At 55.3% G+C, this 13,044-nt stretch carries 13 protein-coding genes; 7 read left to right on the top strand and 6 right to left on the bottom strand.

Translation table 11 applies throughout. The features are described from left to right. From fliI to IM267_RS20505, 6 genes are read right to left on the bottom strand one after another with little or no spacing between them, the layout of a single operon-like run. Positions 1-1,320 carry a flagellar protein export ATPase FliI gene (gene fliI / locus IM267_RS20530; protein WP_193034187.1) on the bottom strand — a complete coding sequence of 440 codons (1,320 nt, stop codon included), beginning with the start codon at positions 1,318-1,320 and terminating at the stop codon, positions 1-3. Continuing rightward, positions 1,307-2,065: a flagellar assembly protein FliH gene (gene fliH / locus IM267_RS20525; RefSeq protein WP_193034186.1), complete on the bottom strand. Its 759-nt coding sequence runs from the start codon at positions 2,063-2,065 to the stop codon at positions 1,307-1,309. The genes fliI and fliH overlap by 14 nt, the downstream gene beginning before the upstream one ends. A gap of 3 nt (positions 2,066-2,068) precedes the next feature. Beyond that, the gene (locus IM267_RS20520; protein ID WP_107534585.1) at positions 2,069-3,094 is read right to left on the bottom strand and encodes a flagellar motor switch protein FliG; all 1,026 of its coding nucleotides are present in this window, start codon (positions 3,092-3,094) and stop codon (positions 2,069-2,071) included. Then, positions 3,063-4,754, bottom strand: a complete 1,692-nt coding sequence (fliF, locus tag IM267_RS20515; protein WP_193034185.1) for a flagellar basal-body MS-ring/collar protein FliF — start codon at positions 4,752-4,754, stop codon at positions 3,063-3,065. Before fliF ends, IM267_RS20520 begins: the two co-directional genes overlap by 32 nt. A 10-nt stretch (positions 4,755-4,764) precedes the next feature. Next, on the bottom strand, positions 4,765-5,133 hold the full coding sequence (gene fliE / locus IM267_RS20510) for a flagellar hook-basal body complex protein FliE (RefSeq protein ID WP_193034198.1): 369 nt from the start codon (positions 5,131-5,133) through the stop codon (positions 4,765-4,767). A gap of 18 nt (positions 5,134-5,151) precedes the next feature. Next, entirely contained in the window at positions 5,152-6,183 is a 1,032-nt protein-coding gene (locus IM267_RS20505) for a sigma-54-dependent Fis family transcriptional regulator (protein WP_107534582.1), read from the bottom strand. Between the two features lie 536 nt (positions 6,184-6,719). Between IM267_RS20505 and IM267_RS20500 the strand changes: the two genes are divergently transcribed. Genes IM267_RS20500 through IM267_RS20470 form a run of 7 tightly spaced genes read left to right on the top strand, consistent with a single transcriptional unit; the run spans position 6,720 to position 13,015 of the window. After that, positions 6,720-7,604, top strand: a complete 885-nt coding sequence (locus IM267_RS20500; protein ID WP_193034184.1) for a FliM/FliN family flagellar motor switch protein — start codon at positions 6,720-6,722, stop codon at positions 7,602-7,604. Continuing rightward, complete coding sequence (fliN, locus tag IM267_RS20495; protein WP_063450833.1) at positions 7,597-7,995, top strand: flagellar motor switch protein FliN; 399 nt, start codon at positions 7,597-7,599, stop codon at positions 7,993-7,995. Before IM267_RS20500 ends, fliN begins: the two co-directional genes overlap by 8 nt. 23 nt (positions 7,996-8,018) lie before the next feature. Beyond that, positions 8,019-8,744: a flagellar type III secretion system pore protein FliP gene (fliP, locus tag IM267_RS20490; protein WP_226848244.1), complete on the top strand. Its 726-nt coding sequence runs from the start codon at positions 8,019-8,021 to the stop codon at positions 8,742-8,744. A gap of 2 nt (positions 8,745-8,746) precedes the next feature. Next, positions 8,747-9,019 (top strand): flagellar biosynthesis protein FliQ, encoded by a 273-nt coding sequence (gene fliQ, locus IM267_RS20485; protein WP_063450835.1) that lies wholly within the window; start codon positions 8,747-8,749, stop codon positions 9,017-9,019. Positions 9,020-9,025: 6 nt separating this feature from the next. Continuing rightward, positions 9,026-9,799: a flagellar biosynthetic protein FliR gene (gene fliR / locus IM267_RS20480; protein WP_063450836.1), complete on the top strand. Its 774-nt coding sequence runs from the start codon at positions 9,026-9,028 to the stop codon at positions 9,797-9,799. After that, a complete protein-coding gene (flhB, locus tag IM267_RS20475; protein WP_193034197.1) occupies positions 9,796-10,932 on the top strand; it encodes a flagellar biosynthesis protein FlhB in 1,137 nt (378 codons plus the stop codon). Before fliR ends, flhB begins: the two co-directional genes overlap by 4 nt. Then, positions 10,919-13,015 carry a flagellar biosynthesis protein FlhA gene (locus tag IM267_RS20470; RefSeq protein WP_107534579.1) on the top strand — a complete coding sequence of 699 codons (2,097 nt, stop codon included), beginning with the start codon at positions 10,919-10,921 and terminating at the stop codon, positions 13,013-13,015. The genes flhB and IM267_RS20470 overlap by 14 nt, the downstream gene beginning before the upstream one ends. Positions 13,016-13,044: the final 29 nt, after the last annotated feature.

Below are 13,044 nucleotides of genomic sequence, written 5' to 3'. Positions count from 1 at the left end.
TTATCCTGCGTTTGCCAGCGCACAGAGATCGCTGATAGTGGGCGCCAGCAATGCCGCATCCTGAACCTCCTGCTGTAGGAATCCGACGATGGCCGGAGAGAGTCGAACGGCTTTGTCCGCCAGCGCATCGGCGCCAGCAACATAGCCGCCCAGCGGGATCAGCGGTTTGATATTTTGATATTCCGCGTAAAGCTGCTTAACGGTGCGGGCGGCCAGCTGGTGCTCGCGCGCCGTCACCTGGCTCATGCAGCGGCTGATTGACTGGCCTATGTCGATGGCCGGGTAATGCCCCGCCTCCGCCAGTTGGCGTGATAACACGATGTGACCATCGAGTACCGCTCGGGCACAGTCGACGATCGGATCCTGCTGATCGTCCCCTTCCGCCAGCACGGTATAGATCGCCGTCATCGATCCTGTGCTCTCGCTGTTACCCGCGCTCTCCACCAGCCGGGGGATCATGCTGAACGCCGAGGGTGGGTAGCCCTTGGTTGCGGGGGGCTCACCCAGCGAAAGCGCAATCTCGCGCTGCGCCATCGCGTAGCGGGTTAAGGAATCCACCAGCAGCAGAACGTCTTTCCCTTTGTCGCGGTAGTAACTGGCAATGGTGTGGCACAGTTCGGTCGCCTTAATGCGCATCAGCGGCGATTCATCCGCCGGCGCGGCAACAATCACCGATTTCGCCAGTCCTTCGGCCTGGAGGGAATTTTCAATAAACTCCTTCACCTCGCGGCCACGCTCGCCAATCAGGCCCACCACGACCACCTCGGCCTGCGTATAGCGGGTGATCATCCCCAGCAGAACGCTTTTTCCCACCCCGCTACCCGCCATGAGTCCGACGCGCTGGCCTTTACCGATGGTCAGCAGTCCGTTGATGGCCCGCACGCCCACGTCCAGCGGCGACTCCACCGGCTGGCGCTTAAGGGGATGTACCTGGGGAAGCTGGGAAGACAGTAATGTATCCCCGCCGAGCCTGCCTTTTTCATCCAGCGGTTCGCCGAGGCCGTTCACCACCCTGCCCAACCACGCGTCGCCAATCATGATGCCTTCGCTCTTTCCGGCAGGAAAAACGCGCGCGCCAGCAATCAGCCCGGACGGCTGCTTAAAGGGCATCAGGAAGGTGACGTCCCGATCGAAACCGACAACCTGAGCGTCAATCATGTCGAGCTCAACGCTCTCCACGTGGCAGAGCTGGCCTATCGCCAGCCGGCAGCCCACGCATTCGAGGAGGATACCGTTAACCCGTACCAGACGACCCGCAACGCGTGCCAGATCAATCTGTTCGATAGAGCGCAGCGCGTGTTCAAAATCAAGATTGCTCATGGCTCTCTTCTGGCAGTAGTTTTTCTTTTAATACGGAAACACACTGGTCGAGACGGTGCTGGCAACCAATGTCCATCTCGGTAGACTCGGTCACTACGCGGCACTCCCCGAGCGCCAGCCCCGGGTCCGCAGCCAGGCCCCACTCACGGGCTTTTTCGGGCTCCGCTTCGCTAATGCGGCGGAACTCTTCAGCGTTAAGCAGGACGCGAATCTGTTCGGGCGGCTGCGGCAGGCTGGTCAACGCCTCCTCAACCAGCGCTAAAAGCTGGGTTGGATGGAGCGACAGCTCGCAGCGAATAACCTGCCGGGTGACCTTTTCGACCAGCTGTAGCAGCTCTTCGCGACGGCGCTGCTCGTAATTGTCCAGAAAGCGCTGAACGTTGGCGGTCATCTGCTCGAAGGGCGTTGCCGCCTCAAGAAACAACTGGCGGGCCTGAAGCGCCCCTTCAGCCTGCCCTTTCGTCATGCCCTCTTCAAAGCCAAGCCGCATGCCTTCCTGGTATCCCGCCTGCTTACCCTCTTCCACGCCCTGCGTAAAGCCCTGGTTCATTCCCTCCCGAAATCCCTCCTCAAGCAGCTGCTGATATTCAGCGGGGTTCAGAGAGACCGGCTCGTTGCCGGCTCCCGGCACGTCGGGCACGTTCACTCCCTTTCTTAACGGAGGGAACTTATAAGGCCGCGGCTTTACGTCGGTTGGCCGGGCGGTAAACACGGGCTGCGGCGAAATACGCCGTTTTGTAAACATGGCTTATTCCACCGTTTGCTCTGCGAAGAGCTGTACCTGGATTTCACCCTCATCCACCAGCTGACGCAGCGTTTGCATGATCTCTTTACGCACCTGCTCAATGCGGCTGATCGGCACCGGACCAAGGCGCGTAACGGTGCTTTGCAGCAGCGTTACCTGACGCTTCGGCATAACGTTGAAGATCGCTTCGCGCAGGACCTGCTCGGTTCCCTTGAGCGCCACGGCCCAGTCTTCGATAGGCACTTCGTCTATCAGACGCTGTAGCGTGACCGGAGACTGACGGCTGAGGATAAAGAATTCGTACATTTCGTCCTGAAGCTCTTCAACGACGCTCTCATCGCGTTCACGCAGCTGGTCCAACAGCTCCTGCTGATTCTCAGGAATGCGGTTGACGATATCCGCTGCGTGCTTGATCCCTCTCAGCTTCGAACCATGTTCAGAGAGAACGGCAATACCGCGATCGATCAGCCGATCGAGTTCATCAATCACGTCGCGGTTGATGTCGTCCAGCCGGGCAATACGGTAGATAATTTCATCCTGTCGCTCGCGCGGCAGCACGCCGAGCACGCCCGCGGCGATATCCGGCGGCAGGAAGGCAAGAAACACCGCCTGCATCTGCAAATGCTCATGCTCGATCAGCGCCGCCAGCTGTGGGGTATCAACCCACTGTAGGCGAGCCATGCGGTAGCGGATCTCTTCGCCATAGATGCCGTTGATCACGCTGCGGGAGATCTCGCTGCCCAGCGCCTTCTCCAGAATGCTGCGCAGATAGGAACGCGAGGCGCCGTTAATCCCGCTCTGCTCACTGTAATCAGAGAAGAAATTATTCATGGCCTGCCGCACCTGGCTCATTTTGACATCGTGGAGCCGCGCCATGGTGTCGCTCAGGAGCATCACCTCTTCCCGGTTAAACTTCTGCATTACCTGCGCTGCGGCCTCTTCGCCCACGCTCATCAGCAGGATAGCGGCCTGTTCAAGGGGGCTACGGCCAGCAGAACTATTCATTTGATTTCGCGTTGCTTCGGTCATTGCTGTTAATCCATTGTTTCAGAACCTCCGCTACACGCTCCGTTTCGTTCTGGGCGAGAACCTGTAGATACTCGACTTTGGTTTCCAGACCGGAGCTCTGCGGCGGCAGTTTGTCGTCATTGATATTGAATGCCGCTTTCGGCAGCACAGAAAGTTCATCTTCCTGCGGCGGTGTTTCCGTTGTTATGACAGGCAGTTCCTGCACATCGGCCTCGTGTTCAATGCGTTCGCGTCGTCCCAGGCGCTTAACGAGTGGGCGCACGCCGAACAGCAGCGTCAACAATGCCAGCAGGCCAATCCCCAGGTTTTGTCCCCAGAACTGCATATCAGGATCCTGCCACCACGCCAGCACCTCGGTTTCAACCGGTTTCTGTACGTTGAAGGCCAGCACATCCAGCGTCAGCACATCGCCACGCGTTTTGTCGATGCCCGCCGCGCTCTCCACCAGACGGGTGATCGAAGCCAGCTGTTCCGGGGTCGCGGCGGCCAGCGCCGGGGCTGATTTATTCAGCGCAACGGCCACGCTCAGCTTTTGCAGCTTGTAACCGGGATGGCGGATATGGCGAATATCGCGATCGAATACGTATTTACGCTGTTCCTGACTGCGCGCGGAAAGCTTGCGCGGATCGGAGGACGGATTGGCGGTCGCGGTATTACCAGCGGTCGCCTCGCCGCCCGCGGCTTGTGCCGCAGCAGCCTGAGGATTCTGGTTAACCGGACGGTTGCTCAGCGACCCCGGGATACCAAACGCCATCTCATTGGTGATGTTCTCCTGGCTCAGTTGCTCGTCGCTCACCTTCGGTTCTTTGCCCAGACGCTCCTGCGTCTCCTCTACGCGGCTTAAATCGACGGTGGGTGCAACGCTAATGCGGAAATTGTCGCTGCCCACCAGCGACGTCAGCAGGCTGGAGACATTTTTGCTGGTATCTTCGCGAATACGCTGCGTCACATCGTTAGCAAGACGCTTTTCGCCGAGGGTGCCATCCTGGCCCTCAATGCCGCTCGACAGCAGGTTGCCCGCCTGATCGACCACGCGCACGCTGCCCGGTGCCATACCGGGCACCGAGCCAGATACCAGCTGGACGATCGACGCAACCTGCTGCTCATCAAGCGTTTTGCCATAGCGCAGCTGAACCATGACCGACGCGCTGCTGTTGGGTTTGTTCGTCAGGACAAACGAGCTGGATTCGCTTAGGCCAAGATGGACGCGCGCATGCTCGACCGGCTGGAGCGCCATAATGCTCTTTGCAAGCTCACCTTCCAGGCTGCGCTTGTAGCGCACGTTCTGGACAAACTGGCTGCTACCCAGCATCTCCTCTTTGTCCATGAGCTCATAGCCGTCCGGCATGATCGCACTGATACCCTTAGCGGCCAGCGCCATACGCGCCTGAGGAAGTTTGCTCTCTGCGATCAGCACCTGCCCGCTGTTGGGGTCGATACGGTAGGGAATATTTTCCCCCCCCAGCACCTCAACCACCTGTGAGACAGGAATGTTTTCCTGCGCGCCATACAGCGCAACATAGCCCTGGTTGCGGTTCCACAGGGAGGCAACAATAGCGATCGCTAACGCCGCCCCCCCGGCAATCACCCACAGTCGGGTACTCATCAGGCCGGCAGGCAGGGAGAGCGCGGAAAGACGATCTTTGATTTTGTTTAACACGGTACAAACCTTACAGCGGAGTATTCATCACTTCGTCGAGCGCGCTGTTAAGCTTGTTGCGCACCTGCATCATCGCCGAAAAGGCCACGCTGGCTTTTTGGCTCTCAATCATCGCGCCAGCCAGGTCGTCGCTCTGACCCATATCAATGGCGGTCTGCTTTGCGCCCGCGCTGTGCTGTAATGCATCCACCTGATTGATGGCGTTATCCAGCACGCGAGAAAACGAGACACTATGCGTACCGGCAGAGGCGTTATGAGCCGGCGCAATGGTTGGAAACGTGCTGACCTGACCGGCAGAGGCCAGTCTGGCCGTTTGCCGCATCTGGTTCAGCAACATCTGCTGCGTGGTTTGCATACCTACAGCGCCTATCTTGTCCATCATTTTTCCTTACAAACTTCAGGAATAGCATTCAATATCAATGCCTTCATCGCGCATCGAGGCAAGGCGGTAGCGCAGCGCTCTCGGCGTAATCCCTAAAAACTCAGCCGTTTTCGATTTGTTGCCTTTATGGCGTTTAAGCAGGTCGATGATGTATTGATACTCCGCCAGACGACCGTGAAGCTTAACGTCCTTAATGGCGGAGCTGCCGCTCTCCTGCTCGCGATAGGCAGGCATAAGATCGACCGCTGGCGTTTCAGGAAGCGGGACGCGGGGTTCAAGACCAAAATCTTCTGCGGTTATCTCTTCCCCATTACTCAGGATCATGCCCCGCTGAATCACATTCTCCAGTTCGCGGACGTTACCCGGCCAGTCATAGCCCAGGAGTGCTTTACGGGCCTCTTCGCTCAGGCGGATATTGCCCTTGTGGAAAGCGCGATATTTATCAATAAAACGCTGCACCAGCGGCAAAATATCCTGCTTGCGCTCGCGCAGCGGTTGAATATGAATAGGCACAACAGAAATACGGTAGAATAAATCCTGGCGGAAACGACCTTCGGCGATTTCCTGCTGCAAATCCTTATTAGTGGACGCAATCAGGCGAATATCCAGAGGGATACGCTTATGGCTTCCCAGACGCTCAACCTCCTGCTCCTGCAAAACGCGCAATAATTTCGCCTGCAAGGAGAGCGGCATATCGCCAATTTCATCCAGCAGCAACGTACCGCCATTAGCCTGCTCGAATTTACCCGCCACGCTGGCGACAGCCCCGGTAAAAGCGCCCTTTTCATAGCCAAATAAAATGGCTTCCAGCATGCTTTCCGGAATTGCCGCGCAGTTAACACCTACGTAGGGGGCATCGTCACCGCAAGCGTGCTTATGGATATATTTGGCGATGCACTCTTTTCCAGTTCCTGTTTCGCCGGTAATCAATACCGAAACATTATATTTTGCAACGCGCCGCGCCAATGAAATTACGCCAACGCTGGCAGGTGAAACAGCGACAACGCCATCTACATTACGGTTTTCACGCCCAATGATAATGTTCATATTTTGAGCCCAAGTAATAAAACAATGTAACCAACAGCACGTTAGAAATTTATTAAAAAAATGATAACAAACTTATTTTCCACACTTGCGCCACAAGGAGAAACTAATAAGCTATTAACAATGAAAGAAAACAAATATCTGCGTACTCTTCACAGGAAGCAAACCTTCCCTGAAAATGTGTTGCCTAGTATACGTTTCCGTTGAGAATTGTCTTATTTTTAATGCGTATTAAAGGATTAATCAATGCAAAACAATAACTTATAGAGGTTATTAAACTGAATTAATCCTAATTAATTATGGATTAATAACAGGAATAGTCTTGAAATAAAATGACTACAGATGTCTAATTCTCACTCTGAAAAAAAGCGTGTGAATGTGTCTTGCGGTGTGTGAGCCTCTATTTATCTAAAGCGACACAAAACCACCTGAAATCGTTTTTTTTCAGAAAAACTTTTACGTATGGTCGAAGAGCCCATCAGCGCGTCGTAAAAACGCACCACGGTTTCATCATGCATTGTTATTAAAGCGGAATGATTATGTACCCTGCTACCCAGCGCATCAGAATCCATCAGCAGGATAGTCTTCCTGAGCTGGAAATACTTGATATCAGCAAACTTGGTCGTCCATGGCATAAACTTCCTAAGTCCATGAACGACAGCTTTGACATCCTTGATGCACGCCTTGGCATTTACTTCCTGAAAAAACTTCGGGTAAACGCCACGCTGGAATCAATGACATTTACTGTCGACCGTCATTTTAAAAATGCACAGATTTTTTCCACTCCCTATGGAAATCTCGGGTTCGTTATCGATCGCCTGCTGCTGCTAAATATCCTGCACGACTACTACGGTCTTAATAAAGACAGCGTGCATATTGAGCCAGATGAATCGATGCCGGTAACGAAAACGGAAGAGCGTTTACAAAGCAAGCTGGGTCAGGAGCTCACGTCTCTGATCATCTGTAAAGAGACGCTGGGTGAAGATCTCGAGATTAAAGTGGATTATTCCACCGTCATTAATCAGTGGCCGTGGTGTATTACGTTTAATCTGGAAGGGTATAAGCACGGTAGTTTCAGCATATTGCTGGATAGCCACCACATTGACCAGATGCTGGCAAATTTGCGCTCACCCGTAACAAAAGAACACCGGCAGCGAAAAACGGACTCGTTGAGTCCCGCTCAGCTGGAGCGCCTGTTTGATAGTTTACCCATCAAGCTGAACGGTCGGTTAGCCAGCCTGAACCTCACCGTGGCGCAAATTGCCGACATTAAACCCGGGGATATTATCCCCATCACCATCAACGAACCGATGCCCGTTTTTATCGGTAAAGAGCAGATTTTCGAAGCCACAATAGCCGAAGATTACGGCAAGCTTTTCTTCTGCGACATCCATGAAAAGACGCCCGAGAAACAATATGAGTGATTTGCAACATGAGCTGAGCCAGTCTCTGGATTTGGACGATCTCAACCTCAGTGATATGCCGCAGGACGCGCCGGCGGAAGGCACTATCCGCAACGATTTACAGCCTGAGCCTTCACACGCGTCGATGACCGATATGCGCCGTATGGCGTTGTTTAGCCGTATCCCGGTCACCCTGACGCTGGAGGTCTCCTCCGTGGATATTCCGTTGTCGGAGCTGATGAATATCAGCAGCGACTCGGTGATCGAGCTGGACAAAATGGCCGGCGAGCCGTTAGACATCAAGGTCAACGGCATCCCGTTTGGGAAGGCGGAAGTGGTCGTACTGAATGATAAATATGGCCTGCGGATCATCGATTTCAACACCAAAGAGCTGGGCGAGCTGACCCGATGAACCGCGAGCTTATTCTGTGGGGCATGACGCTGCTGCTTTTCGGCGTGCTGTTTAATCAGCAGGCGATGGCGGCGAACGGCGACATTACGCTGCTCAGCACCGCAGCCAACGGCGATGGCCAGGACTACAACGTAAAGATTGAGATCCTGATCCTCATGACCTTACTCGGCCTGCTGCCGATTATGGTCCTGATGATGACCTGCTTTACGCGCTTTATTATCGTGCTGGCCATTCTGCGCCAGGCGCTGGGCCTGCAATCCAGCCCGCCGAATAAAATCCTGACCGGTATCGCCCTGGCCTTAACGTTGCTGGTGATGAGACCGGTGTGGACCACTATTTACACCGATGCGGTTGAACCCTTTCAGAGCGATCGCATTACCCTGAAGCAGGCGCTGGTCAATGCTGAAGCACCGCTGAAGCGGTATATGCTTGCCCAAACCAATGAAAAGGCCATGGCCCAGATCATGACGATTGCGGGCGTGGAGGGGGATGCTCGCGAACAGGATTTGACGATCGTGACGCCCGCTTATCTGCTGAGCGAGCTGAAAACCGCCTTCCAGATTGGCTTCATGATCTACATTCCTTTCCTGGTGATCGATCTTATTGTCGCCAGTATTCTGATGGCAATGGGGATGATGATGTTGTCGCCTCTCATCGTTTCACTCCCCTTTAAGCTGATGCTCTTCGTGCTTTGCGACGGCTGGACGCTGATCGTCGGCACGCTCACCGCCAGCGTGCGGGGATTATAGCCATGATGAATATGGACACCGCCGGCGACATCATGGCGACGGGCCTTCACCTCGTGCTGATGATCTCTGCCGTTGCGATTGTTCCCAGCCTGCTCATCGGCCTGTGCGTCAGCATTTTCCAGGCCACGACCCAGATCAACGAGCAGACGCTCAGCTTTTTGCCACGACTGGTGGTGACGCTGGGCGTGCTTGTATTCGCCGGAAAATGGATATTGACGCAGCTGGTGGATTTTACCGTCCAGCTCTTCACCCAAGCGGCCGCGCTGGTTGGTTAAAACACGATGGCTATTGATATTCACGCGCTGATCGCGCCGCTAATGGCACTGGTGCTCCCTTTTTTCCGTATCCTCGCCTTTATCCAGTTCGCGCCGGTTCTCGACAACCGCGTCTTCTCGCGCCGCGTAAAAATCGGTACCGCGTTGGCGCTGGCTATTGTGATTGCCCCCATGCTGCCGGAGCGGGTCGTGCTCACGGAACTGCTCTCGCTGCGCTCGGTGTTACTGATTGGCGAACAGCTGCTGTGGGGCATGCTCTTCGCGACGATCCTGCATCTGGTCTTCGTCGCGCTACAGACGGCCGGGCATATGCTTTCCATGAACATGGGGCTGGCGATGGCCATGATGAACGATCCGGTTAACGGCAGCTCGACAACGGTGATTTCACAGATTATCTACGTCTTTTGCGCCCTGCTGTTTTTCATCACCGACGGCCATCTTCTGCTGGTCACCATCCTGTACAAAGGGTTCACCTACTGGCCCATCGGGCAGGCGATTAACCAGCCGACGCTGATGCTGGTTGCCCAGGGCCTGGGATGGATTATCGCTGCCGCCGTGCTGATTGCGCTCCCGACAACCTTTGTCATGCTGATCGTTCAGGGAGGGTTTGGCCTGCTGAACCGCATTTCACCGACGTTAAACCTGTTCTCGCTCGGTTTCCCAATCAGCATGCTTTTTGGGCTTCTGTGCATCTCGATGCTGGTCACGAACATTCCTGACCACTATCTCAACATGACTAACGACATACTGGCGAAGCTTGACGCCATAAGGGTGCAATAGTGTCCACCAGCGGCGATAAAAGTGAAAAACCCACCCCCGGGAAACTGCGAAAGGCGCGGGAGAAAGGGGATATTCCCCGTTCAAAAGATCTCACCATGGCGGTGGGGCTTGTCGCTTCCTTTATAATTTTGGCGACATTCCTGCCTTACTATCGCCAGCTTATCGGGGAGTCGTTTACCGCCGCCGCACACATGGCGAGGGATATCGATAACCCTGGCGTACTGAGTCAGTTTCTTATGCTTAACCTGAGCGTAATGCTGCGCTTTATCGCAACGCTTGTTCCTATCCCGGTAGCCTGCATCATCGCCAGCCTGATCCCCGGGGGATGGCTGTTTACGCCAGCCAAATTAAAGCCCGATTTTAAAAAAATCAGCCCGATAGCCGGTACAAAGCGACTGTTTTCCGCCAGCCACTATACGGAAGTGGGCAAAATGCTGCTGAAGTGTTCGGCGATACTGGCGGTGCTGTACATGATGGTGGGCGATAACATGGCGGCACTGCTGAATTTGCAACGCCTGTACCTGAACGAGGCCATTCTCCGGGGATTTGCGATTTTCCATCACGTTGTCAGCTATTTCATCGCTGTTATCGTCTTTTTTTCCCTGCTCGATGTGCCGATCAGCAAATTTATGTATACCAAAAAAATGCGCATGACCAAGCAGGAAGTGAAGGAAGAGCATAAAAACAACGACGGTAACCCGCAGATCAAGGGCCGAATCCGTCAGCTACAGCGACAGATGGCGATGGGGCAGATTACCCGCACCGTACCGACCGCCGATGTGATCATCACCAACCCGACCCATTATGCGGTAGCGCTGAAATACGATCCGCAGCAGGCGGAAGCTCCCTACATCGTCGCAAAAGGGATTGACGATGTCGCGCTGTGGATACGAGAAGTCGGTGCCAGCCACCGCATTGAGGTCGTGGAGTTTCCACCGCTGGCGAGAGCGGTTTACTACACCACCCGCGTTAACCAGCAGATACCGGCTCAACTCTTTCGCGCCATTGCGCACGTGCTGACCTATGTGATGCAGCTGAAGTCCTGGCGTGAAGGCCACATTGAGCAAAAACCCCGCCTGAACAGGCAAATAGACATTCCTCAAGAGGTATTTAAACACCATGGCGAACGGTAAGTTATCCAACGTGTTCGGCATGCTCCGGAAGGGGCAGATTGCTGTGCCTATCCTGCTTCTCTGCGTTCTGGCGATGGTGATCCTGCCGCTGTCGCCGCTGATGCTGGATATTCTGTTTACGTTTAACATCGTGTTGGCGGTCATCGTGCTGCTGGCCTCGGTCAATATGCAGCGCCCGCTGGATTTTGCCATCTTCCCAACGCTGCTGCTGATCACGACCCTGATGCGCCTGACGCTGAACGTGGCCTCCACGCGCGTGGTTCTCCTTAAGGGGCATGAAGGGGAAGGCGCGGCGGGTAAAGTCATCGAAGCCTTCGGACAGGTGGTCATCGGCGGCGACTTCGTCGTGGGTTTTGTGGTGTTTATCATCCTGATGATCATCAACTTCGTCGTCGTGACCAAGGGTGCAGAGCGTATCTCGGAAGTCTCGGCTCGCTTTACGCTGGACGCCCTTCCCGGTAAACAGATGGCGATTGATGCCGACCTGAATGCCGGGTTGATCAACCAGCAGCAGGCCCGCAGCCGCCGTCAGGAGGTCGCCAAAGAGGCGGACTTCTACGGCGCGATGGACGGGGCATCTAAATTCGTCCGCGGCGATGCCATTGCCGGGATCATGGTTCTGATCATTAACGTGATTGGCGGGATCTGCATCGGTATCTTCAAATACGATTTAGAGGCCAGCGTCGCTTTCCGTCAGTACGTCCTGCTCACCATTGGTGACGGTCTGGTCGCCCAAATTCCGTCCCTGCTGCTCGCCACCTCCGCCGCCATCATCGTGACGCGCGTCAGCGAAGGCAATGACATCAGCGATGAGATCAAGACGCAGCTTCTTTCGAAACCGAAAGTGCTCTACACCGCCGCGTTTGTGATGTTTATTCTGGCGATTGTGCCCGGCATGCCGCACGTTGCCTTCCTGAGCTTTACCGCGCTGCTGCTGTTTGCCGCCTGGCGTCAGAGCAAGGTGGTTCAGCCCGCCGCACCGGAAATGGACATGGAGGCGATCAACGAGGCGCTGGCCCCCGACACCTCCACGGCCATCACGTGGGACAATATCCCGCTGGTTGAGCCGATCGGTCTGAGCCTCGGCTACAAACTTGTCACCCTGGTTGACGAGTCCAGAGGTAGCCCGCTTTCGTTGCGCGTCAGGGGGGTAAGGCAGGTCATTTCCGAACTGTGTGGGGTGCTGCTGCCGGAGATCCGCATACGCGAAAACTTCCGGTTGAAACCTTCGCAGTATGCGATTCACGTCAACGGTATACGCACGGCAGTGGCTGAAGTTCAGGCCGAAAAGCTGATGGCGATCCCCGGAACCGAGCTGTACGGTGAGATTGATGGCGTGCTGGACACCGATCCGGCCTACGGTATGGCGATCGTCTGGATCGATCCCGACCAGAAGGCGAAGGCGCTCAATCTGGGGTATCAGGTCGTGGATTGCTCAAGCGTGGTCGCCACCCACGTCAACAAGGTCGCGCGTGAATATTTACCGGAGCTGTTTAACTATGACGACATCACGCATCTGCACGCGCGCCTGGCCCAGCAGGCTCCCAAGCTTGCCGAGGACTTAAACGCCGCGCTCAACTATAGCCAGCTGCTGCGCGTTTATCGCCAGCTTCTGCTTGAGCAGGTTTCGCTGAAGGACATTGTGACCATCGCCTCAACGCTGCTGGAAAGCTCGGCCATCACGAAAGATCCGCTGCTGCTTACCGCCGACGTGCGCTACGCGCTTCGCCGCGCGCTGGTGCATAACATCAACGGCGATCGCCCTCAGCTGGCTGCTTATACGATCGATAATCAGCTGGAAAACCTGCTGCTCAGCGCACTGAACCAGGCCCAGCAGGCGGGTAAAGTTGCTCTGGATAACTTCCCGGTCGATCCCAACATCCTGACGCAGCTGCAAAATACGATGCCAATGATCTACGAGCAGATGAAAGCGAAAAATATGCCTCCGCTGCTGCTGGTCACCCCGCAGCTGCGGCCGCTGATCTCGCGTTATGCCCGCCTGTTCGCTAAAGGGCTACACGTACTTTCCTACAATGAAGTGCCTGACGATGCGGATTTAAACGTCGTTGGCACGCTGGCGTAAGGCTCAACACGCGTCCTGGAAACAGGACG

Source organism: Enterobacter cloacae complex sp. P15RS (assembly GCF_014895905.1).
GTDB lineage: Bacteria > Pseudomonadota > Gammaproteobacteria > Enterobacterales > Enterobacteriaceae > Enterobacter > Enterobacter quasihormaechei.
Note: the sequence above shows the minus strand (reverse complement) of the source record. Positions and strands in the feature narration are given on the sequence as shown.